The organism is Candidatus Pelagibacter sp. Uisw_134_02 (assembly GCF_047720265.1).
In the GTDB taxonomy this organism is placed as follows: Bacteria; Pseudomonadota; Alphaproteobacteria; order Pelagibacterales; family Pelagibacteraceae; genus Pelagibacter.
This window is the reverse complement of the sequence record NZ_CP159813.1, coordinates 99,730-125,000: the sequence shown is the minus strand read 5'-3', so window position 1 is coordinate 125,000 and position 25,271 is coordinate 99,730. Positions and strand designations below refer to the sequence as shown.

General features: G+C 30.0%; 21 protein-coding genes, 2 tRNA genes, 2 rRNA genes and 1 riboswitch (1 of these 26 running past the window's edge). Of the genes, 5 read left to right on the top strand and 20 right to left on the bottom strand.

The features are described from left to right. The 4 genes from ABXT56_RS00645 to ABXT56_RS00630 all read right to left on the bottom strand — a co-directional run. Positions 1–411: ribosomal RNA gene (locus tag ABXT56_RS00645) — 23S ribosomal RNA — on the bottom strand (it extends 2,342 nt beyond the left edge of the window). Positions 412–561: 150 nt separating this feature from the next. Beyond that, positions 562–637, bottom strand: a tRNA-Ala gene (locus tag ABXT56_RS00640). A gap of 12 nt (positions 638–649) precedes the next feature. Then, positions 650–726: transfer RNA gene (locus tag ABXT56_RS00635), tRNA-Ile, on the bottom strand. Between the two features lie 98 nt (positions 727–824). After that, positions 825–2,299: ribosomal RNA gene (locus tag ABXT56_RS00630) — 16S ribosomal RNA — on the bottom strand. The 16S and 23S rRNA genes sit together here with 2 tRNA genes alongside, the layout of an rRNA operon. 328 nt (positions 2,300–2,627) lie before the next feature. Between ABXT56_RS00630 and ABXT56_RS00625 the strand changes: the two genes are divergently transcribed. Then, positions 2,628–3,932, top strand: a complete 1,305-nt coding sequence (locus ABXT56_RS00625; protein ID WP_415300315.1) for a peptidoglycan DD-metalloendopeptidase family protein — start codon at positions 2,628–2,630, stop codon at positions 3,930–3,932. On the opposite strand, the gene ABXT56_RS00620 is transcribed toward ABXT56_RS00625, so the two are convergent. The 5 genes from ABXT56_RS00620 to ABXT56_RS00600 are packed head-to-tail and all read right to left on the bottom strand — an operon-like array spanning position 3,929 to position 8,645. Then, entirely contained in the window at positions 3,929–4,399 is a 471-nt protein-coding gene (locus ABXT56_RS00620; RefSeq protein ID WP_415300313.1) for a DUF4167 domain-containing protein, read from the bottom strand. The genes ABXT56_RS00625 and ABXT56_RS00620 overlap by 4 nt on opposite strands. Positions 4,400–4,412: 13 nt before the next feature. Continuing rightward, entirely contained in the window at positions 4,413–5,255 is an 843-nt protein-coding gene (prmC, locus tag ABXT56_RS00615; protein WP_415300311.1) for a peptide chain release factor N(5)-glutamine methyltransferase, read from the bottom strand. Between the two features lies 1 nt (position 5,256). Further along, complete coding sequence (gene prfA / locus ABXT56_RS00610; RefSeq protein WP_415300309.1) at positions 5,257–6,330, bottom strand: peptide chain release factor 1; 1,074 nt, start codon at positions 6,328–6,330, stop codon at positions 5,257–5,259. Then, a complete protein-coding gene (gene ispG, locus ABXT56_RS00605; RefSeq protein WP_415300307.1) occupies positions 6,330–7,430 on the bottom strand; it encodes a flavodoxin-dependent (E)-4-hydroxy-3-methylbut-2-enyl-diphosphate synthase in 1,101 nt (366 codons plus the stop codon). The genes prfA and ispG overlap by 1 nt, the downstream gene beginning before the upstream one ends. A gap of 3 nt (positions 7,431–7,433) precedes the next feature. Then, the gene (locus ABXT56_RS00600; protein WP_415300305.1) at positions 7,434–8,645 is read right to left on the bottom strand and encodes an aspartate kinase; all 1,212 of its coding nucleotides are present in this window, start codon (positions 8,643–8,645) and stop codon (positions 7,434–7,436) included. 66 nt (positions 8,646–8,711) lie between these two features. On the opposite strand from ABXT56_RS00600, the gene ubiG reads away from it, so the two are divergent. After that, positions 8,712–9,437, top strand: a complete 726-nt coding sequence (gene ubiG, locus ABXT56_RS00595; protein ID WP_415300303.1) for a bifunctional 2-polyprenyl-6-hydroxyphenol methylase/3-demethylubiquinol 3-O-methyltransferase UbiG — start codon at positions 8,712–8,714, stop codon at positions 9,435–9,437. Here the strand turns inward: ubiG and ABXT56_RS00590 are convergent. Both ABXT56_RS00590 and argJ read right to left on the bottom strand, forming a co-directional pair. Beyond that, the gene (locus tag ABXT56_RS00590) at positions 9,430–9,858 is read right to left on the bottom strand and encodes a DUF1178 family protein (protein ID WP_415300301.1); all 429 of its coding nucleotides are present in this window, start codon (positions 9,856–9,858) and stop codon (positions 9,430–9,432) included. The genes ubiG and ABXT56_RS00590 overlap by 8 nt on opposite strands. A 13-nt stretch (positions 9,859–9,871) precedes the next feature. Beyond that, positions 9,872–11,176, bottom strand: a complete 1,305-nt coding sequence (argJ, locus tag ABXT56_RS00585; protein ID WP_415300299.1) for a bifunctional glutamate N-acetyltransferase/amino-acid acetyltransferase ArgJ — start codon at positions 11,174–11,176, stop codon at positions 9,872–9,874. 67 nt (positions 11,177–11,243) lie between these two features. On the opposite strand from argJ, the gene secA reads away from it, so the two are divergent. Next, complete coding sequence (gene secA / locus ABXT56_RS00580; protein WP_415300297.1) at positions 11,244–13,790, top strand: preprotein translocase subunit SecA; 2,547 nt, start codon at positions 11,244–11,246, stop codon at positions 13,788–13,790. On the opposite strand, the gene ABXT56_RS00575 is transcribed toward secA, so the two are convergent. Continuing rightward, entirely contained in the window at positions 13,785–14,891 is a 1,107-nt protein-coding gene (locus ABXT56_RS00575; RefSeq protein WP_415300295.1) for an acetyl-CoA carboxylase carboxyltransferase subunit alpha, read from the bottom strand. The genes secA and ABXT56_RS00575 overlap by 6 nt on opposite strands. Before the next feature lie 92 nt (positions 14,892–14,983). Then, positions 14,984–15,070: riboswitch (glycine riboswitch) on the top strand. Between the two features lie 80 nt (positions 15,071–15,150). On the opposite strand from ABXT56_RS00575, the gene ABXT56_RS00570 reads away from it, so the two are divergent. Beyond that, the gene (locus ABXT56_RS00570) at positions 15,151–17,304 is read left to right on the top strand and encodes a malate synthase G (RefSeq protein ID WP_415300294.1); all 2,154 of its coding nucleotides are present in this window, start codon (positions 15,151–15,153) and stop codon (positions 17,302–17,304) included. Here the strand turns inward: ABXT56_RS00570 and recR are convergent. The 5 genes from recR to kdsB all read right to left on the bottom strand — a co-directional run bounded on the left by recR (position 17,301) and on the right by kdsB (position 21,628). Then, the gene (recR, locus tag ABXT56_RS00565) at positions 17,301–17,912 is read right to left on the bottom strand and encodes a recombination mediator RecR (RefSeq protein ID WP_415300293.1); all 612 of its coding nucleotides are present in this window, start codon (positions 17,910–17,912) and stop codon (positions 17,301–17,303) included. The two genes, ABXT56_RS00570 and recR, sit on opposite strands and share 4 nt — an antisense overlap. Positions 17,913–17,916: 4 nt before the next feature. Continuing rightward, entirely contained in the window at positions 17,917–18,234 is a 318-nt protein-coding gene (locus tag ABXT56_RS00560) for a YbaB/EbfC family nucleoid-associated protein (RefSeq protein ID WP_415300291.1), read from the bottom strand. Then, positions 18,227–19,990, bottom strand: a complete 1,764-nt coding sequence (dnaX, locus tag ABXT56_RS00555; protein WP_415300289.1) for a DNA polymerase III subunit gamma/tau — start codon at positions 19,988–19,990, stop codon at positions 18,227–18,229. The genes ABXT56_RS00560 and dnaX overlap by 8 nt, the downstream gene beginning before the upstream one ends. Positions 19,991–20,055: 65 nt before the next feature. Then, on the bottom strand, positions 20,056–20,886 hold the full coding sequence (locus ABXT56_RS00550) for a prephenate dehydratase domain-containing protein (protein ID WP_415300288.1): 831 nt from the start codon (positions 20,884–20,886) through the stop codon (positions 20,056–20,058). Between the two features lies 1 nt (position 20,887). After that, positions 20,888–21,628, bottom strand: coding sequence for a 3-deoxy-manno-octulosonate cytidylyltransferase (kdsB, locus tag ABXT56_RS00545; RefSeq protein WP_415300286.1), 741 nt, complete (start codon positions 21,626–21,628; stop codon positions 20,888–20,890). A gap of 105 nt (positions 21,629–21,733) precedes the next feature. Here kdsB and ABXT56_RS00540 point away from each other — a divergent pair, with 105 nt between their 5' ends. Next, a complete protein-coding gene (locus ABXT56_RS00540; RefSeq protein WP_415300285.1) occupies positions 21,734–22,273 on the top strand; it encodes a c-type cytochrome in 540 nt (179 codons plus the stop codon). On the opposite strand, the gene argF is transcribed toward ABXT56_RS00540, so the two are convergent. From argF to ABXT56_RS00525, 3 genes are read right to left on the bottom strand one after another with little or no spacing between them, the layout of a single operon-like run. Next, positions 22,265–23,194 (bottom strand): ornithine carbamoyltransferase, encoded by a 930-nt coding sequence (gene argF, locus ABXT56_RS00535; RefSeq protein WP_415300283.1) that lies wholly within the window; start codon positions 23,192–23,194, stop codon positions 22,265–22,267. The two genes, ABXT56_RS00540 and argF, sit on opposite strands and share 9 nt — an antisense overlap. 1 nt (position 23,195) lies before the next feature. After that, the gene (locus ABXT56_RS00530; protein ID WP_415300281.1) at positions 23,196–24,362 is read right to left on the bottom strand and encodes an aspartate aminotransferase family protein; all 1,167 of its coding nucleotides are present in this window, start codon (positions 24,360–24,362) and stop codon (positions 23,196–23,198) included. Between the two features lie 3 nt (positions 24,363–24,365). Then, positions 24,366–25,178: an ABC transporter permease gene (locus ABXT56_RS00525; RefSeq protein WP_415300279.1), complete on the bottom strand. Its 813-nt coding sequence runs from the start codon at positions 25,176–25,178 to the stop codon at positions 24,366–24,368. Between the last annotated feature and the right edge of the window lie 93 nt (positions 25,179–25,271).

The following is a 25,271-nucleotide window of genomic DNA, read 5'->3' as shown; positions in this document are numbered from 1 at the left end:
GGCTTAGAGGGTGGTCCCCCTGTATTCGAGCAGGATTTCTCGTGTCCCGCTTTACTCAAGAATTTTGTTAAACATTACTCATACGGGACTATCACCCTCTATGGTTAGCATTTCCAAACTATTCAAATTTTTTTAACAAAATTACTGGCCTACTCCGCGTTCGCTCGCCACTACTAACGGAATCTCAATTGATTTCTTTTCCTCTGGTTACTTAGATGTTTCAGTTCTCCAGGTTGTCTCTTTAAACCTATGTATTCAGTTTAAAGTACCACATAAAGTGGTGGGTTTCCCCATTCGGAAATTTTCGGATCAAAGCTTACATACAGCTCCCCGAAACTTATCGCAGTATATCACGTCCTTCATCGGCTTTCAGTGCCAAGGCATCCACTACACGCCCTTAAACGCTTGATTTATGCACAGAAAAAAATTTCTTTTAAAGAAAATTTTATCTATGTTGTGATCAAATTTTTATTTTGAACATTAAATAATAACTTTTAATGTTCGGATATAGATATTGATATAAATTATTTTTATTTACAGTTTTAATAACTAAATGTTTCCTGGTGGAGGATACAGGGATCGAACCTGCTACCTCCTGAATGCAAATCAGGCGCTCTCCCAGATGAGCTAATCCCCCATTTAGGTTTTTTGGTGGGCCGAGAAAGACTCGAACTTTCGACCCCACCCTTATCAAGGGTGTGCTCTAACCAACTGAGCTACCGGCCCTACAAGAAGGAAACATTACTTTAAGAAGAGAAATGAGGACGGTCAACATTACCGATGTATATTATTTAGAGTGAAATTTTACTTTCACTCATCCTTAGAAAGGAGGTAATCCAGCCGCAGGTTCCCCTACGGCTACCTTGTTACGACTTCACCCCAGTCGCTGACTATACCGTGGTCAAGGGTTTTAAACCTTGCCTTAAGGTAGAACCAACTCCCATGGTGTGACGGGCGGTGTGTACAAGACCCGGGAACGCATTCACCGTGGCACGCTGATCCACGATTACTAGTAATTCCAGCTTCATGCACTCGAGTTGCAGAGTGCAATCCGAACTGAGGCATCTTTTTGGGATTTGCTTAACGTTGCCGTTTTGCTTCCTGTTGTAGATGCCATTGTAGCACGTGTGTAGCCCAACACGTAAGGGCCATGAGGACTTGACGTCATCCCCACCTTCCTCCAGCTTATCACTGGCAGTTCTTTCAGAGTGCCCAACTTAATGATGGCAACTAAAAGTGAGGGTTGCGCTCGTTGCGGGACTTAACCCAACATCTCACGACACGAGCTGACGACAGCCATGCAGCACCTGTGTTTCGTCCGGCCGAACCGAAAACTCTAATCTCTTAAAGTCGCGACGAACATGTCAAGTGTTGGTAAGGTTCTGCGCGTATCTTCGAATTAAACCACATGCTCCACTACTTGTGCGGGTCCCCGTCAATTCATTTGAGTTTTAACCTTGCGGTCGTACTCCCCAGGCGGTGTGTTTATCGGTTTCCCTGCGACACTGAAAATAAATTTCCAACGTCTAACACACATCGTTTACGGCATGGACTACGAGGGTATCTAATCCTCTTCGCTACCCATGCTTTCGTTCCTCAGTGTCAGTAATGATCCAGAAAGCTGCCTTCGCAATTGGTATTCTTTCTAATATCTACGAATTTCACCTCTACACTAGAAATTCTGCTTTCCTCTATCATACTCTAGCTGAAAAGTTTTGATGGCAGTTCCAGAGTTAAGCTCTGGGATTTCACCACCAACTTTTTCAACCACCTACGAACTCTTTAAGCCCAGTAATTCCGAACTACGCTAGGTCCCTTCGTATTACCGCGGCTGCTGGCACGAAGTTAGCCGGACCTTCTTATTCGGGTACAGTCATTTTCTTCCCCGACGAAAGAGCTTTACAACCCAAGGGCCTTCTTCACTCACGCGGCATCGCTGCATCAGAGTTTCCTCCATTGTGCAAGATTCCCCACTGCTGCCTCCCGTAGGAGTTTGGGCCGTGTCTCAGTCCCAATGTGGCTGATCATCCTCTCAAATCAGCTATTGATCATAGTCTTGGTAGGCCATTACCCTACCAACAAACTAATCAAGTGCGGGCTCATCCAATGGTGCATAAAGCTTTCTCCGTAAAGACTTATCCGGTATTAGCACAAGTTTCCTCGTGTTATTCCAGGCCAAAGGGTAGATACCCACATGTTACTCACCCGTCTGCCACTAAGTATTGCTACTTCGTTCGACTTGCATGTGTTAGGCGTGCCGCCAGCGTACGTTCTGAGCCATGATCAAACTCTCAAGTTAAAAAACGGCGCACACTAGCTTCATATACAAATTGCAAAAACAATTTGTACGATTTTGAAGTGTGTACGACAAATTTTGGTAACCTTAACCGTCCACACTTCTCTTCTTAAATTTTTACTTTTTAAATAGCTAATTGAGTTAAAAACACCCAATAATCCCCACTAATCTATTGATTAAACAATAATTTTATTGAGAAAGTGTGCTGCTTATAAGCTAAAATAAAAGTAAATCAAGCATTTAGCATTTAAATATAAGGGCAAATATCTCAATAAATACAAGGTTTTTTTTGATTTTTATGCATTACTAAATTAATAATTAAAAATTCCAGATGATATTTAGATCAAATAAAATAATTAAATTAATTAAAAAAAATGTTGAGATCGCATTACTTTCACTATTGTTAATCATCACTATTGCTAGCACCACAATTTATAATAATAATAAAAAATTAATTAATGAAAATTATAAAGAATTAATAAACAATATTTATTTTCAAAAAAGTATTAATCAAATATTTGATAATTTAAAACCTAAATATAAAAGTATCCAACATAAAGTTTCTAATGGTGAAACATTTGATAAAATATTAAAAAACTATTCTATTTCAAGTGAAGAAATTTTAGAAATTAAAAAAAATTTAGATCTAGAGTATAATTTAAATAATCTTAAAACTAATCTTGATATAAATTTTACTATTGATCAATCGAACAATAAAAAAATTACTTTTTTTTTATTCCCTATATCTAGAACCAAAAAGATTCAATTAACTAGAGTTTTAAATACAGACTTGTTTGAAAAAAAAATAATTATTACAAATTTAAATAAAAAAATTATTTTTAAAGAAGGTAAGATTATACAAAGTTTGTATAAAACTGCAGTTGATTTGAATATTCAGCCCAATATAATTATTGAGTATGCAAGAATTTATGGTTTCCAAGTAGATTTTCAGAGAGATATTAGAAAAAATGATAATTTTAAAATTATGTATGAAATTTTTGAGGATGATAATGGAAAAGTTTTTGAAACTGGAAATATTCTTTTTGCTGATCTTAATTTAAGTGGTGTAAATAATTCATTATACTATTTTGATAAAAAAGGTAGTGAAGGGCATTATGATAGTAATGGTAAAAGTGTTGAGAAAGCATTGATGAAAACTCCAATCAATGGAGCAAGACTTTCATCTCCATTTGGAATGCGAAAACATCCAATCGATGGATTCAACAAAATGCATAGAGGCACTGATTTTGCGGCTCCTACTGGAACTCCGATTATGGCATCGGGTAGTGGCATTATTACGAGAGCAAGATGGTGTGGTGGTGGAGGTAACTGCATCAAAATTAAACATAACTCGACTTATGAAACAATTTATGCCCATATGAAAAATTTTGCACGTGGAATAAAAGAAGGAGTAAGAGTTAAACAAGGGCAAATAATTGGCTATGTTGGTTCAACAGGAAAATCAACAGGTCCTCATTTACATTATGAAGTTGTAATTAATGGAAAAAAAGTTAATTCTCAAAGATTAAAACTGCCATCAGGAAAAATTTTAAAAGGTAACGAAAGAAAAATATTTGAGGTGGTTAAAATTAAATTAGATGTTTTAAAATCAGAATTAATTATTGGATTAAATTAACTAGCTACAGTTTTTTTTTCTACTGGTTTTTTTTCAGTAGTTTTTATAGTTTTTTTAACTGTTGGTTCAGAAATAATTTTTTTTTCAGTAGTACTTTCTGTTTCAGCTGTCTTTTCATTTTTAATTTCAACTTCTACTGGTTTTATATTTGAAGCTGTAGAAGAATTAACTCTTGCCAATCGAAGCTTTTCTTGCTCATTTTGAACTCTAGTAAAATGATCTGCATGCTGGAAATAATTTTCTGATAAAATCTTATCCTCATTTGCCAAGGCTTCTCTTGCTAAATCATTGTATTTTTCAATTAGTTTAACAGCATTATGATTATTTCTTCCAGGAACTTTTCTTTGAAAATTATCATTATTAGAAAATTTTGATCCCTCATTATTACTTCTAAATTGAGGTCTTCTATTATTATTGTTTCTAAAGGGTGGCCTTCGATTATTATTGTTACTTCTAAATGTTACCATAATTTTATTTTTTTTAAATTTTAGTGCTTACTATACAGCGGTCATTATTCCCATAATCCTTTATGGTTTTATTTACATAAAAACCTTTTTCTTTTAATATTTTTTTAACTTTATTTTTTTGATTAAAACCTATCTCTAAAATAAATTTACCATTTTTCTTAATCAAATTGCTTGCTCTAATAATTACTTTTCTGATTTTTGAAAAACCATCATACCCACCACTTAAAGCTAATTTTGGCTCAAAACTAACTACGTCTTTTTCCAAATATTTTAAATTAAATAATTCAATATAAGGAGGGTTTGAAACAACAAGATCATATTTGCCAATTTTAAAATTGTCAACACTTGAATGAAAAAATTTTACTCTATTTATCAAGTTTAGTTGTTTTGCATTGAATTTGCTTACTTTTATACTTTTTTTAGAAATATCTATTCCCGTTCCATAAAAATTATTTCTCTCTTTTAATATTGATAAAAGAATACATCCTGATCCTGTTCCTATATCTAAAACTTGTAATTGAGTCTTTTTTGAATAAATTTTTAAAACTTGCTCTATTATTATTTCAGTGTCTGGTCTTGGAATTAATACGTCTTTATTAACAAAAAACTCATCCTTCCAAAACTCTTTTCTATTAACAAGATAAGCAACAGGTTCTCCTTTTTTTCTTCTTTCAATTAAATTTTTAAATATCTCTATCTGATCTGAATCCAAATATTCTTTAGGATTAAGGATAATATGTCTTTTATCTTTCTTAATTGAATTACATAATAATATTTCACTATCAAGTTGAGGATTAGGTATTTTATTTTTTTTTAAAATACTTATTCCTTCATTTAAAAAATTTTCTATATTCATTTTAATTAAGATTACTCAATTTTTCTTCTTGAGCTTGCAATGTTAAACTTTCTACCATTTCATCAAATGCCTCACCTTCAAGGAAGGCTTCAAGTTTATGCAATGTTAAATTAATACGATGATCTGTTATTCTTCCTTGAGGAAAATTGTATGTTCTAATTCTTTCAGAGCGGTCCCCAGTTCCAATCTTGCTTTTTCGATCTTGTGATCTTTGTCCCTCAATTCTTGATCTCTCTAATTCATAAAGTCTTGACCTTAAAATCAACATTCCTTTAGCTTTGTTTTTGTGTTGAGATTTTTGATCTTGCTGAGAAACTGATAATCCAGTTGGAATATGAGTTATTCTAACAGCACTATCTGTTGTATTTACTGACTGCCCTCCTGGGCCTCCAGCTCTAAAAACATCAATTCTAAGATCTGAGTCATTTATTTTTATATCAACTTCTTCAGCTTCAGGTAAAACAGCTACTGTTGCAGCTGAAGTGTGAACTCTTCCTTGAGTTTCTGTATCAGGAACTCTTTGAACACGATGAACTCCACTTTCATATTTTAAAGTTGAATAAATATTTTTTCCTCTAATTGTTGCAATAACTTCTTTAAGTCCACCTGCCTCACTTTGAGACATGCTTATTAATTCCAATTCCCATTTTTTTTTATGACTAACTTTTTCATACATCTTAAAAAGGTCTGAAGCAAATAAACTAGCTTCTAAACCACCAGTACCAGCTCTAATTTCTATAATTGCATTTTTTTTATCAGCCTCATCTTTTGGCAATAAAAATAATTTTAATTTTTTTTCTATTATTTCATTTTCTAACTTAAGGTCTTTTAATTCAGTTTCAGCCATTACTTTAAATTCGTCATCACTATTAGAATCATCTAAAATTTTTTCTAAATCTTTTTTTTCAAGTTCATATGAAAAATATTTTTTAGCATCATTTATTACATCATTTAAATCTGAATATTCCTTTGATTTTTCAGCAAAAAGTTTTTTATCTACCTCACCTGCTGACAGCTCTTTCTCTAACAAAGAGTGTTTGGATATCAATTCTTCAATGGTTTTTAGAGGTATCATTATAGTTTTTTATCGATTTCAGCAGCTTTTTTTTCAACTTCGCTTACAACTTTTGATATTATGTCCTCTGATAAAACTTTTTCACTTTGAATACCAGACAAATAAAGCATATTATTCCCCTTTCCACCTCCCGTTATTCCTATGTCGGTCATTGCTGCTTCTCCTGGACCATTAACTACACAGCCAATAATTGACAACGTTAAGGGGGTTTTAATATGAGAAAGTTTTTCTTCTAACATTTTTACAGTATCTATAACTTTAAAAGCTTGCCTTGCACAAGATGGACAAGATATAATTCGTACTCCTCTATTCCTTAAATTAAGTGACTTTAATATTTCATTGCCTATCTTGATTTCTTTAACTGGGTCATCTGATAACGAAATTCTTATTGTATCCCCTATTCCATCCATTAGAAGTGATCCCAAGCCTATCGAAGATTTAATACTGCCCGAAATAAAACTACCTGCCTCTGTAATCCCCAGGTGCAAAGGATAATTTGTAACTCTTGAAAGTTGACGATATGCAGCCATAGATAGAAAAACATCTGAGGACTTAACACTAATTTTAAAATTAAAAAAATCTTGATCCTCAAGGATTTTGATATTTCTTTGTGCACTTTCAACTAAAGCCTCAGGACATGGCTCTTTATATTTTTCTAAAATATCTTTTTCAAGCGAGCCCGCATTAACTCCTATCCTTATTGAGCAGTCATTATTTTTAGCAGCACTCAACACATCGTGTATCTTTGACTTATCACCTATATTTCCTGGATTAATCCTTAAACATTTTGCACCATTTTCTGCAGCTTCAATAGCTCTTTGATAGTGAAAATGAATATCTGCTACTATTGGTATTGAAACATTCTTAATGATCTCCTTAAGTGCTGAAGAAGATTCTTTATCTGGACAAGAGACTCTAACGAGATCAGCACCCTCTTCATGAATATCATTAATTTGTTTAATGGTTGCATGGATATCTGTGGTTAGTGTGTTTGTCATTGATTGAACAGAAATAGGATTGTCTCCACCTATCTTTACATCACCAACATTTATAACTTTTGTTTTCTTTCTATGAATATCTCTGAATGGTCTTAAGCTCATTATTTAGTCTAATTTAAATTCTTTATGAAGAGTGGCTATAGCTTTTTTTACATACTTGTTAGATATTAAAACTGAAATTTTTATTTCAGAAGTTGAAATAACCATAATATTAATTTTTTTTGATGCTAATGCTTGAAACATTCTATAAGTAATTCCAGGTGTTGTAATCATTCCAACACCTATAATTGATACTTTAGAGACATTACTATCATATGTAAACTTTCTAAATGAAATTTTTTTGTTTTGTTTTATAGTTTTCTCAGTTTTTTTTAAATCCTCTGATTTAATAGTGAAAGTTAAGTCTGTTTCTTTGCTATTTAATGAAATATTTTGTACCACCATATCTACATTTATTTGATTAAGTGATAGCGGTTTAAAGATAGACGCTGCTACCCCAGGTTTATCCTTAACACCAATTATTGTAATTTTAGCATCATTTTTTGTTGAGGTAATTCCTGTTATAATTTGATCACTGAAAGCTTTTTTATTATTTGTTATTAAAGTACCTTTTATTTTTTTAAATGAAGATTTAACTGAAAAGCTTATATTGTTTAATTTGGCATCTTGCACTGATGCTGGTTGCATAACTTTTGCTCCAAGAGATGCCATTTCTAACATTTCATCATAAGAAATTTTATCAATTTTTTTTGCTTTTAAATGATTTTTTGGATCTGTAGTGTACACGCCATCAACGTCCGTGAAAATGTCACAAGTATCTGCATTAAAAAATTTTGCTAACATTATTGCTGAAGCATCAGTTCCTCCCCTACCTAATGTGGTAACTCTATTTTCTGAATTAATACCTTGAAAGCCCGTGATAATTGGTATCCCTCCTGATTTCATAAAATTAGATATTTTATTTTTATTAATCTTGTTAATTCTAGATGAACTATATGAGCCTTCAGTAATGATTGGTATCTGCCAAGACATCCAAGATCTGGCCTTAAATCCAAGATGTTTTAATCTGCCTGCAATTAATGCACAAGATGCTTGCTCACCAGTGGACAATAAAACGTCATATTCAGCTGCATCAAAGTTTTTACTTAATTCTTTTGTTTGTTTAATCAATTGATTCGTTATTCCACTCATTGCTGAAGAAACTACAATTACACCAAATTTCTTTTTTTTATAAGTAGCTATAATTTTAGCTACACGCTTAATTCTATCTATATTTCCTACAGAAGTTCCACCAAATTTTAATACTACAGTTTTCATTGATAATTTTGTTTAATTAATATTGATAAATTACAACTTAATTGTTATGTCCACAAGTTATCTATTATGAAATCAATAAATAAAAAAGAAATAGAAAAATTTTCTAAAATTGCTGAAGAATGGTGGAATCCTAATGGGAAATTTAAACCTTTGCATAATTTTAATCCCATAAGAATTAAATATATAAAAGAAAACATAATTAAAGATTTCAAGATTAAACCCTCAAGAACACCACTAAAAAAAATTAACCTTTTAGATATTGGTTGTGGTGGAGGATTATTATCTGAGCCAATGTGTAGACTGGGCGCCAATGTAGTCGGAATTGACGCTTCAGTAAAAAATATTAGAATAGCAAAATTGCATTCAAAAAAAAGTAAGCTTAAAATAAACTACAAGGTTGCATCGCCAGAAAAATTAAAAACTAAAATGAAATTTGATGTAATTTTAAACATGGAAATAATTGAGCATGTTGAAAATATAGATTTTTTTATTAAAGAAAGTGTTAAACTTTTAAAAAAAAATGGAATTATGTTTGTCGCAACTTTAAATAAAACTCTAAAGTCTTATGCTTTTGCAATCATAGGAGCTGAATATATATTAAAGTGGCTACCAATTGGAACTCATGACTGGGAAAAATTTGTTAAACCTGATGAATTGATAAAAATTTCAAAAAAAAATAGTTTATATTTGGAAAAAATAGATGGAATGAAATTCAATATACTAGACAATAGTTGGGAAGTTTGCGATGATACTTCCGTTAATTATATCACTAAATTTAAAAAAATTAATTAGTAATATCTTTTATCCAGGGAATAATTGCTGTCTTTATTCCCTCTTCTTTTAATTCTTTGATATCTTTTTTTGTTGCCATTCCATAAATACCTTTTTTACTTTTTTTGTCTTTATAATAAAGTGACCTAGCTTCATAAGCAAAATTTTCTCCAACATAGTTAAAGTTTTTTTTGATAAATTGTTGATATTTTGATATTAATTTTTTTGTTTCTTTATATTTTTGAATTTCTTTATTATTTTTAAAATTATTATTAAGTGTTAATATGTTCGGTGACATTAAAGTTTTTTCAATGTTTAGTGAATTGCAAGTATGACAGTTAAGAAATTTTTTTTTTTTTAATTTTTCATACTCTTTGGATGAGGAAAACCAACTATCAAAGGTCATTTCACAATCTTTACATATAAGTTTATATTTAATCATATTTGATTATAAATTAAGTTCTATAATCAGTGTTAATCTCGATATATTTTTTTGTAAGATCCATGGTATATGCTCTAAAATTTTTTTTACCTATGTTTAGCTCAACAGTTATATCAATTTTTTTTGACTCTTTCATGTAAACAATGGCATCATCTTCTATATATAATTTAGACAATTGACCTTTTTCAATAATTTTTATATCCCCCAATTTAATTGATAATTTATTAATACTAATATCTACATCAGTTTTACCTATAGCCATTATAATTCTTCCCCAATTAGGATCGTTACCTGCGATTGCAGTTTTTACCAAAGGAGAATTGGCAATAGAAAAAGCAATTTTTTTTGCATCACTTTCTGTTTTAGCTTTAGTAACATCAATTGTTATGAATTTACTGGCACCCTCTCCATCATCAACTATTCTTTTTGATAAGTTCAATAATACAGAATGTAAAGCATTATCAAAACTAGTAATTTTTTTATCATTAACATTATTTATAGTTGTATTCTTTGCTTTACCTGTTGAAAAAATTGAAACCATATCGTTAGTGCTTGTGTCTCCATCACAACTAATTGCATTAAATGTTGTTTCAATATTTTTTTTAAGTAATTTACTTAAAATTTCGTTTGAAAGAGCTGCGTCTGTAAAAATATAACCTAAAGTTGTTGCCATATTTGGAAAAATCATTCCTGAACCTTTGGCTATCCCATATATTTTTATTTTTTTTGTACCAATTTCGCACTCTTCCATCGAAATTTTTGGCTTTGTATCGGTTGTAATAATTCCCATTGCTGCTTTAATCCAAATCAGCTTATTTTGTGTATACTTTATTTTATTGATTAAGTTTGGAATGCTTTTTTTTATTTTTTCAGTAGGATATTTTTCTCCAATAGTACCCGTACATCCAAAAATGATTTCATTTGCTTGAATTTTTTTTGGATTATCTTCATCTTCTATTTGCTTCTTTGAAAGCAATAGTGAAGCTTCATCTGCAATCTCTTTTAGGCCCCTATACCCCAAAGGACCAGTAAAAGCATTCGCATTTCTGGTATTAACAATAAGAGCTTTTATTTGCTTGTTTTTGACATTTAAATTCCATTTAATATTTTCTGAAACTATTTTTGATTTTGTGTAAACAGAAGCATAATTTACTCCGTCTCTAAAGTAAAACATAACCAAATCATCTCTTGCTGTTTTATATAAATTTGCACAAACTGTAGATATTGAAATACCATCAATATGCTCTAAATCCTGAAAGTCATTCATTTTTATCTTTGAAGAATGGGACTCTATAAAGTTTTTAAGGTTTATTACCATGCTATTTAAAATATTTATTTAATACTTATATTAAAAGTTATAACTAACTATATATCAAAAAAATGAAATGCTTAATCCTTTAAATTTCCTTTCTAAATTCATTAAATCAAGCAACCAAAAAGAACTTGATAGAATTAATAAAATTGTTGATCAAGTCAATTCATATGAGGCTGTAATTAAAGAATTTACTAATGAAGATTTTCCTAAAAAAACAATAGAACTCAAAAAAAAACTTGGTGAAGGAAAAAGCATTGATGATTTATTGCCTGAAGCTTTTGCACTTGTAAGAGAAGCCTCAAAAAGAACTAGAAATGAGAGACATTATGACGTTCAAATAATAGGTGGTGTTGTTCTTCATGAAGGAAAAATTGCAGAAATGAGAACTGGTGAAGGAAAAACCCTTACCATAAGTTTAGCTGCCTATTTAAATGCTTTACTTGATAAGGGTGTTCATATTGTTACAGTCAATGACTATTTAGCCAAAAGAGATTCTATAGAGATGGGGGAAATTTATAAATTTTTAGGATTAACCTCTGGTTATATAAATAATGATCAAGATGATTATGAAAGAAAAAAAAACTATAGTTTTGATATTACATACGCAACTAATAGTGAGCTAGGGTTTGACTATCTAAGAGATAATATGAAGCTCTCTAATGAACAAATGGTTCAAAGAGGCCATGCTTATACCATTGTAGATGAAATAGATTCTTGTTTAATTGATGAGGCTAGAACTCCATTGGTAATTTCTGGAGCTGCTGAAGATAAAACGGAACAATATCTTGCAATTGATAAATTAGTTACAAAACTAACTCCTGAGCATTATGAAATTGATGAAAAAGATAAAAATATTTTACTTACAAATGAAGGTATAAATAATATAGAAAAAATATTTACTAATGCGGGAATCTTAAAAAATAATAATTTTTATGATCCTGAAAACTTAAGCTTAGTTCATCACGTAAATCAATCATTGAGAGCTAATCACCTTTTTGAAAAAGGAAAGGATTATATAGTTAAAGATGAAACATTAAAAATTATTGATGAACTTACTGGAAGAATCTTAGAGGGAAGAAGGTTTGGGGATGGACTTCATCAAGCTCTAGAGGCGAAAGAAAGAATAGACATACAGGCTGAAAACCAAACTCTTGCATCTATAACATATCAAAATTATTTTAAACTTTATGATAAGATTTCTGGATGTACAGGAACTGCTGCAACCGAGTCTCAAGAATTTTATGAAATATACAATTTAATTGTTGTTATAATTCCTACCAATAAACAGATGATTAGAAAGGACTGGAATGATCAAATTTTCAGAACTGAAGAAGAAAAAAATATAGCTATAATCAAAAAAGTTATTGAATGTCACAAACAAGGGCAACCAATTTTAGTTTTTACTTCGAGTATTAACAAATCTGAAATTTATTCAAAACTATTAAGTAATGAGAAAATAAAGCATGTTGTTTTAAATGCAAAAAATCATGAAAATGAAGCTGAAATCATTGCAAATGCAGGAAAAATTAACTCAGTAATAATTACAACAAGTATTTCAGGGAGAGGAGTTGACATACAACTTGGTGGGAAAAGAGGCAGTCAACCTGATGAAGAGCTCTCAGTTAATAAGAATAAAATAAAATCATTAGGTGGATTGTATGTGATTGGAACTGAAAGGATGGAGTCAAGAAGGGTTGATAACCAAGCAAGAGGACGTGCTGGTCGTCAAGGGGATGAAGGAAGTTCAATTTTTTATGTTAGCTTAGAAGATGATCTGATGAGAATTTTTGGTTCAGAATCTATGAATAATATACTTCAAAAACTTGGGTTAAAAGATGGAGAGAGCATTGACCATCCCTGGATTAATAAGGCACTTGAAAGGGCTCAACAAAAAGTTGAGGCAAGAAATTTTGATATAAGAAAAAATTTACTTAAATTTGATGATGTTTTAAATGACCAGAGACACGTAATATTTTCTCAAAGGAATAACGTCATGAGTAGCAAAGAAACTTTTGATTATTCTGATGGATTTTTATTAGAAATTATAAATCATTTAACTGGCTTAAAAACTCAGACGATATCAAAAACCAAAAATAATGAATTCAATAATCAATTAAAAATTTTACTTGGAAAAAGTGTTAATGAAAATGAATTTCAAAACCTGACTAATTCAAATAATATAAGTTTTAAGGAAAAAATTAATTCTAAATTTTTAGAAGCTAGAAATGAAAGAATTAAAATATTAGATAAAGAAAAAGCAAAAGAAATTGAAAAAAGAATTTTACTTCAATGCATTGATTTAAATTGGAAGTCACATATTCAGTACCTTGAACAGTTAAGGCAAGTAATTGGTCTCAGATCTTATGGTCAAAGAGATCCATTAGTTGAATACAAAAAAGAAGCTTTTTATCTTTTTGAAAATTTATTAAATAAACTAAAAATTGATTTTATTACAATTTTAATCAATTTAAAAATAGTACAAGAGACTTCTCAAGAAAAAGAAATTTATAAACCACCTGTGATCGATCCAAAATATATTGGGAAAAAAATGAGTAGAAATGAACCTTGCTTTTGTGGTTCTGGTAAGAAATATAAAAAATGTTGTGGAGCTCTATAAAAAAAATATCAAATAAGACAATAAAGCTATTACAATAATAGAAGTCACTAAATTAATTTTGGACTCAAAAAATTTTCCAATGAATATATTAACTTGGCTCTTTTTTAAACTTAAAGAGCTCAAGTCATCTAATTGACTAACAAACCCTTTAACTCTTCCGATGGTTAAAAATTTATTTTTTCTATGATTGAAGATTTCTTCTCCACTCATATTGTAAAATTCATTTAAATTATCATCAATTGATTTTCTAACATTATCTAGAATCAAATCTTTATCTCTATGAGCCCCACCAACTGGTTCTGGAATAATTTCATCAATTACCTTTAGCTCTAAGAGTTCCTTAGATGATAACTTCATGGCTTTTGCTGCTTCGAGTGTTCTTTTAGGGTCTCTCCATAAAATTGTAGCACACCCCTCTGGAGATATAACTGAGTAAATTGCATTTTCTAACATAATAACTTTATTAGATGATGCTAGTGCTATTGCTCCACCTGAACCACCTTCTCCAATTATAATTGCAAGTGTTGGAACATTTAATGACATGCAACATTCTATAGATTTTGCAATTGCCTCTGCTTGGCCTCTTTCTTCAGCCCCAACACCAGGGTATGCCCCTGGGGTATCTATAAAAGAAATTATTGGAATATTAAATTTGTTTGCAAGCTTCATTAATCTAATAGTTTTTCTATACCCCTCAGGTCTCATCATCCCAAAATTTCTTTCAATTCTAGTTTCAAGACTATCTCCTTTTTCTTGACCTATAACTAAAACTGATTTTTCATTAAATTTAGCAAATCCAGCTAAAACTGATTTATCTTCGCCATAGCATCTATCACCAGATAACGGGATAAAATCTTTGAATAAATTATCAATAAAAAACTTTGCTTTAGGCCTATCCTCATGCCTTGCAACTAATGTAATTTGCCATGGATCAAGATTAGAATAAATTTCTTTAAGTTTATTGTCTATCTCTGCTTGGGACTCTGAAATTTTTTTTGTATCTACTTCTGAAAGTCCATCTTGATTATATGGATCTTTTAGTTTTTCTATTTCAACCTCTAAATCTTTAATATCAGTTTCAAAATTTAAATAATTTTTCATATAAATAATTTAATTATTAATTAATTAGCAAAAAAGGCAATAAAATGTTTTAATTATTTAATATTTGACTTAATTCTATTAAGCAGTAGTCTTCTTTCATATCGGGAGAGACTAATCATATTAGCGCCGAAGGAGCAACCACCCCGGAAACTCTCAGGCAAAAGGACCGAGGATAAACATAACACTCTGGAAAGAGATTTAATCTCGCCGAAGGAGCAAAACTCTCAGGCAAAAATACAGATGGGGTAAAACGGGTGCTATGAAAGAACAATATACAAAAATAAACAACCTATCAGTTTCCAACAAACTACTTAACTTTATTGATGAAGAGCTTCTTAAAAATACAAATATCTCTTCAGAAAAATTTTGGAAAGGTTTTGATAGAGCAGTTCATGAATTGGCTCCAAAAAATAAAAACCTATTAAAAGTGAGAGAAGATTTACAAAAAAAAATAGATGATTGGCATACTAAGAATAAAGGTAATGAAATTAATCTAGAAAAATATAAAAAATTTTTAAAAGAAATTAACTATCTAAAAGAAGTTGGCTCTGATTTTAAAATTAAAACAAGTAATGTTGATGAAGAAATCACTAGCATTGCTGGGCCACAATTAGTAGTTCCCATCATGAATGAGAGATATGCATTGAATGCTGCTAACGCAAGATGGATGAGTTTATATGACAGTTTATATGGCACAGACGTAGTTGAGCAATCTGAAGACAGTGCTTCTCAAAGATATGATCCCCTGAGAGGGGAGATGGTCATAAAATATGGAAGAGATTTTTTGAAAAAATATTTTCCTCTAGAAAGTTTAGAATGGAGTAACATTACAGGGTTTAAAATTAATGATGGGTCTCTAATAGTATTAAAAGATAATATTGAGACATCGCTAAAAAATAAAGCTAAATTTATTGGTCATAGAGGAGAGGCCAATGATCCTTCTGCAATAATTTTAAAAAATAATAACTTGCATATAGAAATTATTATAGATGCAAATGCTTTTAGCGCACAACAAGATTCTGCTAAAATTAGTGACATTATAATTGAAGCAGCAATTTCTACTATTTGTGATAACGAAGATAGTGTTGCTGCTGTTGATGCAGATGACAAAGTTATTTGTTACCGCAATTGGCTTGGCTTAATGAAAGGAAATTTAAAATCAACATTTGAAAAAAATGGAAAAACTTATGAACGCAAATTAAATCCTGACAGGAGCTATGTTTCTAAAGATGGAAAAGGATTAAAATTACATGGAAGAAGTTTATTACTTGTAAGAAATGTTGGACACCTTATGACTAACCCAGCAATAACTTTAAAAGATGGTTCTGAAATACCAGAAGGTATTATGGATGCTTTTATAACTTCTGCCGCATGTCTTCATGATTTAAACAAAAGAGGTAATTCCAGAAGTGGGTCTATTTATATTGTTAAACCTAAAATGCATGGTCCCGATGAAACCTCATTTACAGATTTAATTTTCACTAAAGTTGAGGAAGTTTTAGAATTAGAAAAATATACATGTAAAATTGGTATTATGGACGAAGAAAGAAGAACTTCTGCTAACTTAAAAGAATGTATTAGAACTCTTCAAAATAGGGTATTTTTTATCAATACTGGATTTTTAGATCGAACTGGTGATGAAATGCACACCTCAATGGAAGCTGGCCCTATGATTAAAAAAGGAGATATGAAATCTTCTAAATGGATTGGGGCATATGAAAATAATAATGTTGATGTAGGTCTTCAATGTGGATTTTCTGGTAAGGCCCAAATTGGTAAAGGAATGTGGGCTATGCCAGACAAAATGAAAGAAATGATGGAACAAAAAACTGCACATCTAAAAGCTGGTGCAAATTGTGCTTGGGTTCCTTCGCCTACTGCAGCTGCACTTCATGCACTTCACTATCATGAAATAAATATTTTTGAAAAACAAAAAGAATTACAAAAAAGAGTACCAGCAAAATTAGATGATCTTTTAACAATACCTGTAGCTGACAGACCTAATTGGTCTATTGAAGAAATTAATTCTGAAATTTCTAACTCTGCACAAACACTTCTAGGTTATGTGGTGAGATGGATTGATCAAGGAGTGGGTTGCTCTAAAGTACCAGATATTAATAACGTTGGATTAATGGAGGATAGAGCCACTTTAAGAATTTCTTCTCAACACATAGCTAATTGGATACATCATGGAATTTGCACAAGTAAACAAGTCTTAGAAATTATGAAAAAAATGGCAAAAATTGTTGACAAACAAAATAATAGTGACAAATTATATCAAAATATGTCTCCAAATTTTGATAAGTCAATAGCTTTCAAAGCAGCATGTGATTTAGTATTTCATGGTAGGTCTCAACCTTCTGGATATACAGAACCTTTATTACATTTAAATAGGCTAATTAAGAAAAACTAATCAGAATACGTTTTAATTCCAGTTCTGTTTTTAAAAGCTGAATATAAAGTTCCATCATCTAAACTTTCTATTTCACCACCAACGGGCAAGCCTTGTGCAAGTTTTGTAATTTTTGCATTTGTTTTTTTAAGACTATCTTGGATATAGTAAGCTGTAGTTTGACCTTCAACAGTTGCACTTGTTGCTAAAATAACTTCTTCAATATTTTCTTTAATAACTCTTTCAACCAATGAATTGATTAAAAGATCTTCTTTTCTTTGACCATAAGATGAAATTGTTCCACCAAGAATGTGAAAGTATCCTTTGAAAATATTTGAATTTTCTATTGACCACTGGTCTGCAATATCTTCAACTACACATATTTTGTTATATTTCTCTTTTGTGTTTTCACAGTTATTACAACCTAAAGAATTAGATTTTAAAGTACCACAAAACTGACATCTAATAACGTTTTTATAAACTTGAGCAAGTGTGTTAGCCATTGGCTTAACTAACTCATCCCTGTTGTTAATAAGCTTTAATACAATTCTTTTTGCAGATTTTGGTCCTAGACCGGGGAGTTTTGCAATTAATTTAATTAACTCTTCTATTTCATTAATATTTTGCATCTAATTAAAGTGGCCATTTAAAACCGGGAATACCAAATCCACTAGTAGACTTTGAGATTTCTTCAGATGTTTTTGATTTTAATTCAGATTTTGCATTATTGTGAGCTGCTACTATTAAGTCCTCAATTATAACCTTATCTTCTTTCATCACTTCATCTGATAAATTTATTTTAATCATTTCATTTTCTCCATTTAACGTAACTTTTATAGAGTTGGAGCCCGATGTTCCTTCAACTTGGATATTCTTAATTTTCTCCTGACTCTCTTTCATCTTTAATTCTAATTCTTTAGCCTTATCTAAAATTTTTGTAAAATCAGTCATTCTTATTTTCTCTTTCATTGGGATTAACATCAACTAGTTCGGCATCTGGAAATTTATCTAAAATATTCTGATAAATTAAAGAATTTTTTACATTATCTATTAACTCTTTTTTTAAGTTTACTTCCTTTTCTTTTTTTGATGGCTGACCTTTGGTTTTACTAAGTGTTATTATCCATCTATTATTCGTCCATTCATAAAGCTTTAAAGATAAATCTTTAATAAAATCTTTATCTAAATCTTCATTAAATGAAATTTCAATTCTTTGATCTTCGAAACTTACAAGGTTGACATTTTTTTCTAATTCATACTTTAGTTTGATTTCTTTTCTAAAAGAACACACTTCTAGTAAATCATCAAAAGAATTTATAACATTACTCTGTGCTTCAGCTTTTTTATTGTCTTTCAGTTTTACATTCTTCTCTTGGACAATATTTTTCATCTGACCAATTGTTTCGGCTGTATTTTTTATTCCCAATAAGTCTTCATCATCTTTTTTTTGTGAAAGAGATGTTTGGAAAGCACCTTCATTTGTGTGTTGTGAACCTTCATAAATTGTATCGGATGTATTCTTGATACTTTTCAGATGAATTAATCTAATTAAAAACATTTCCATTGATAGATGTTGATTAGAAACAATGTCAAGCTCCTCTAACACCTTAATAGTAAACTGCCAAAATAATATTAAAGTTTCATTATCAATTTTTTCAGAAATTGATTTAATTCTATTAAACTCCTCATCATTTAAAGAAAAATTTGTACCATCTATATTTAATGACTCTATATTTTTAAAATAATATAAAAGTTCTAAAAAATCATTTATAAAAATCTTAGGTTCAACTCCTTGGTTATATATCTCTCTATAAGTATTTAAAACTTCTGTTTCTTTACCTTTAAATATAAGCTCAAATAAATTTATTAATTGAGATTTGTCAAAGTAACCAAATATTTTTTGTACAGAAATTAAATCTAACTCTTTATGCTTATCTAATGTAAGTAATGCTCTATCTAGTAATGATAAAGCGTCCCTAACTGACCCCTCAGAAATCTTAACAATTAGTTTAAGTGCATCATCAGATGCATTGCCATTTTCTTTGTCCTTAATTTTTTTTATGAAATTAAACAATTCTAAAGATTTAATCCTTGATAAATCAAATCTTTGACATCGAGAAACAACAGTTATTGGAATTTTTTTTATTTCTGTGGTTGCAAAAATAAATTTTAAATATTCTGGTGGCTCTTCTAAAGTTTTTAGCAATGCATTAAATGCCTGCTTACTAAGCATATGAACTTCATCAATAATAAATATTTTATATTTAGCTGTAGTTGGACCATATCTGGAAAATTCAATAAGGTCTCTTATATCGTCTACACCAGTTTTGCTTGCTGCATCCATTTCCAATACATCAATATGATTTGAATTTGAAATAGCTATACAATTTTCACAAAGATCATCTTTGCAAAGATTATCAATGCCATTTAAACAATTTAAAGATTTAGCAACTATTCTTGCCGTGGTAGTTTTTCCAATACCTCTAATTCCAGTGAAAAGATAAGCATTAGGTACTTTATTTGCTTTAATCGAATTAGATATTGTTTCAGCAACTACATCTTGACCTATGAGATCCTCAAATGTTTGAGGTCTATATTTTAAAGCTAAAACTTTTGTATTTCTATTCATTTTTATTAGGAGACTAGAACCTGAAAAAACTGTCTCTACGATTGCTTCCGTTAAGATCTGGTCGGGTTCAAGCAGCATTCACCTCTAGCCTCCAACACTATTATAACAGTAATGTTTTCTAATCTACAAGAAAAGTTTCTAGATTATTTTTCTCTAAATTTATCAGCCTCAAAAACACCTAACACGTGAAAATCTTGGCAATGAAGTCCTAATTCCTCGAGAGATTTTTGAACTTTAGAATCTTCTATGTGGCCATCTAAATCACACAAGAAAAAGTATGATTCAAATGAATTTTGTTCAGGATAGCTCTGAAGTTTTGTAAGATTAACACCATTAATCGCAAAACCTCCCAGGGATTGATAAAGCGCTGCGGGTTTGCTTTTTAATTTAAACAAAAAAGATGTTATATATTTTTTATCTAAAAATTCTGGTTGTACTACTTTTTTTCCCATAACTAAAAATCTTGTTACATTACCTTTTTCATTTTCAATATTGGCTGCAAGTATTTTAAGTTTATAAATTTTTGCACTTAATGAAGAAGCAATAGCTGCCTCACTTTTAATTTTATTTTTTGATATTGCTTCAGCAGAACCGGCAGTATCAGCTCTAACATGCTCTTTTAAACTATTTTTTTTAATAAAATTAGAGCATTGAGACAGACCTTGGGTATGTGAAAAAACATCTTTAATATCTTTCAAGCTAGCTCCTAGTTGTCCAAGTAAATTATGTTCAATTTTTTGAAAATGTTCTGTGTAAATATTTAATCTATATTTAAAAATTAGATATTCTATTCCTATATTGCCTGTAATTCTATTTGCTTCTGGTATAACTATTTTTGAATCATTCTCAGATGAGGCTCTTAAAAAACATTCATCAAAAGTTTTACATGGAACAATTTCTGCATCAGGTTCAATTTCAAGTGCTGCTAAATGTGAATATGCCCCAAAGGTTCCTTGAATATAAATTTTGCTCATTTTATGTTTTATATTCCATAATTTTTTTTATAGCCAGATAATCTTCTTCAGTATCAACACCTATAGGAGAGGACTTTGCGAGAGCTACATTGATTTTTAATTTGTTATCTAATGCTCTCAATTGTTCTAATTTATTTATTTTTTCATTATTTGTTTGATTCAAACTAACAAACTTTTTTAATGTACTTACTTTGTATAAATAAATACCAATATGATGATAAATATTTTGACTTTCTGTTGACAAATTATCTCTAGTAAAATTTAATGCTGTTGGAAAATTATTTTTTTCTAATTTTTTATTTGTGATAACCTTAACTACATTTTTGTTATTCAACATTTTATCATCTTGTATCTTTGCTGCTAATGTACCCAATTCAACTTGTTGATTAATCATAAAATTGTTTAAATTAATAATATCATCTTTATCAATATTAGGTTCATCTCCTTGTAAATTTAATATGTAATCAATATTTTTAATATTCAGCTTTTCATAAGCTTCAAAAATTCTATCTGTGCCTGTTTTATGGTTTTTATTTGTTAAAATTGCTTTACCATTATTTTTTAGAACATCTTTTAATATCTCCTGATCATCAGTTGCAACCACAACTTCACCAATGTTAGCTTCTTCTGCTCTTTTAAAGACATGAGAAATAATCGATAAATTATTAATTTTTAGAAGTGGTTTGCCTGGAAGCCTGGTCGCTGCCATTCTTGATGGTATTAATATTAGTGTTTTTGTCATTATAAAATTACCAACTTTATGCGTCTAACAGACGCGAAATTATAAAATTAAAAATTAAGTATTTTTTTAATTATCATGTTATATGTCCAAAATAATTATAATTAAATGGATTCGTTCGAAGTAAATAAAATTATTGCTGCAATTTTAATGGTTGCACTACTTGTAATTGGTTTGGGAAAAATTGCCGATGGCGTTTTTCATGTAAACAAACCCAAAAACCCAGGATATCAAGTTGAAGTTGAAAGCCAATTAACTTCAAATACATCTCAAGCAGCTGAAATAGTTGAAAAAGTTGATATCGCTGCAATTATGTCACTAGGTGATGTGGCTAGTGGGGAAAAAATTTTTAAAAAATGTGCAGCATGTCACTCAATAAATAAAGGTGGTAAAAACAAAATCGGTCCAGCATTATACAATGTTGTTGGCAGAGCTGTTGGTGGAGTGGATGATTATAAATACTCTAAAACTTTAGCTTCATACGATAAAGATTGGACATTTGAAGAGTTAAATGGATTTTTACAAAAACCTGCCACCTATTTAAAAGGAACTAAAATGTCTTATGCTGGTTTGAGAAAAGAGAAAGACAGAGCGTCTATAATAAAATACCTAAATCAGAACAGTGATAGTCCTAAGCTACTACCTTAATTTACCAAAACAATATAACAAAATACTTTTTTGAACATGTACTCTATTAAGTGCCTGTAACCATACTTTTGAATTTTTTCCTAAAAAAACTTTACTTGAGACCTCTGTTCCTCTTGGCAAGCAGTGCAAAAAAGTTGTGTCTCTTTTTGCAAAACTCATTAATTTAGAATTAATTTGAAAATTTTTAAAATCTTTAATTTTTTTAGATTTATTAGCTTTATCATTTAATGAGATAACTTTATCTGAAAAAATAACATCAGCATTTTTTACTGCTTTTTTGGCATCATTATAAATATTGATTTTTCCTTTATTTTTTTTTACCCAATCAAGTACAAATTTTTTTGGTTTATAATTTTTAGGGCAACCAATATTTAATCTAAAAGAAAACTTAACTGATGCAGCTATCAAACTATTGAGAACATTGTTTGTGTCTCCAATCCAACAAATATTTAATTTTGAAATAGATTTTTTTTTAATTTCTTCAACTGTAAGAATATCTGATAAAACTTGTGTTGGGTGTGATGATGGGCTTAACCCATTGATAATAGGTATTGTTAAATATTTACTAAATTCATCTATTTTTTTGTCACTATCTGTTCTTAACATAAAAGCATCACCGTAAGTTGATAAAATTCTAGCTGTATCGGCTAAACTTTCACCTCCTTTTCCAAGGTGCAGTTCATTTGCTTTAAGTGTTATAGTTCCTCCTCCCAATTGTTTTATTGCAAGGTAAAAACTTAATCTTGTTCTTAAGCTTGCTTTTTCAAACATTTGAATAAGTAGTTTTCCTTTTAAAGGATTGTCTTTATCAATATCAAGAGTATTAAAATTTTTTCTTTTATTTTTTCTCTTCTTTGCATTATTTACAATTTTTCTAAGATCTTTTGATGGTATATCCTTTAATGTAATAAAATGGTTCATCTTATTTGTGAATTAAACAAACTTTTTTAATAATTTTTATAGCTATATCTATTTCTTGTTTTTTAACATTAAGTGGAGGCAGTATTCTTATAACATTCTCAGCAGCTCTGATTGTCAATAAATTATTATCTATTAGTTTTTGAATAAATTTTGTTTGATCATTGTGTAACTGTAGTCCAATTAATAAACCAACACCTCTTACTTCTTTAATAATCTGTGGAAACTCAATTTTTAATTTGTTTAACTCAGAATGAAAGTATTTTGATATTTTTTTTACATTAGTAAGAAATCCTTTTTGAAATATTTGATCTAAAACTGCATTTCCAACAGACATTGCTAATGGATTTCCCCCAAATGTTGAACCATGAGTTCCAGCTGTCATTCCAGATGCCACTCTTTTATTCATTAAAACTGCGCCAAGTGGAAAACCACCTCCAATACCTTTTGCTATTGGAACAATATCAGGTTTAACATTTGAATTTTCAAAGGCAAAAAAATTTCCAGATCTACCTATTCCACTTTGAACTTCATCCAAAATTAGTAAAATTTTCTTCTCATTACAAATTTTTCTTAATCCTTTTAGGCACCAATCTGGAATAACTTTAATTCCACCTTCTCCCATAATCGTCTCGACCATAATCGCAGCTGTTTTGTTTGTTATAGATCTTTTTAATGACTTATGATCACCAAATTCAAAGTGATCGAATCCATCTACTTTCGGCCCAAACCCCTCTATCATTTTTTTTGACCCACTAGCATAAATTGCAGCTAATGTTCTTCCATGAAATGAATTTTTAACACAGAGAATCCTATTTTTTTTTGGCTGTCCTATTGAATAAAAATATCTTCTTGCAACTTTAATTGCTGCTTCTGTTGCTTCTGTTCCACTATTTTGAAAAATAATATAATCTGCAAAAGTTTTTTTAGCCAGTCTTTTCGCTAACTTTTCACCTTCAGGAATTATAAATGCATTTGAGACATGCCAAAGTTTTTTTGATTGTTTGTTGATTGCTTTTACCAGGTGTTGATTAGCGTGTCCTAAAGAGTTTACTGCAATTCCTTGAACAAAATCTAAATATTTTTTGCCATTAGTTGAATAAAGAAAGCTTCCTTTCCCATATTTAAACGAAATTTTTCTTCTATTGTAATTTTTTGCTAAAGCGCTCATATCTTAAGACTTTATTTTATAACCCTTTTTGTAAAGAAGAAAAGCCAAACACCACGTTACTATACTTAAAGCTGATAAATAAATTAATCCTACGCTTATTGACCCATCTGACTTTCCTAAAAACCCATATCTAAATCCATCAATCATATAAAAGAATGGATTGATATTGCTAATAATTTGAAAAAAATTAGGGAGTTTATCAATAGAATAAAATACTCCAGATAAAAAACTTAATGGCGTAATAACAAAGTTGGTGACGGTTGCAGTGTGATCAAATTTTTCAGCCCAAAGTCCAGCAATAAAACCTAAGCTTCCTAATATAAAAGCGCTTAAAAAACCAAAAATAAAAATAAATAAAATATTATTTAATGGGATGTCGACAAAAATTGAAAAAACACCTATTGAAATTATTGCAATTAAAAAACTTCTTGTGAGAGCTGCTAATATTATTGCCATTGTAACTTCAAGTGCTGATAAAGGAGCATAAAGCATATCAACAATATTTCCTTGAATTTTTCCTATCATGAGTGATGACACAGAATGACTAAATGATTGAGTTAAAATACTCATTGCAATTAAACCTGGTGCTAAAAAACTCATAAAGGAAAAACCAAGAACATCTCCCCTATTATTTCCTAAAGCCAAGGATAAAACTGATAAAAATAATAAACTTGATACAAGTGGAGATAGTAATGTTTGTTGCCAAACTGCAATAAACCTATTGCACTCTTTAAACCATAAACTTTTAAATCCAATCCAGTTTATAAAACCAAATCTTTTTACGTTTATTTGATATTTTTTATTCAATTCAACCATGAGTAATCATATATAAAATTTTAAAAAGGTTGTGTACAAAACAAAAATAGTTATTGTTTTTTTTTTTTACTTGTGTGATCTGTATATAGTTAT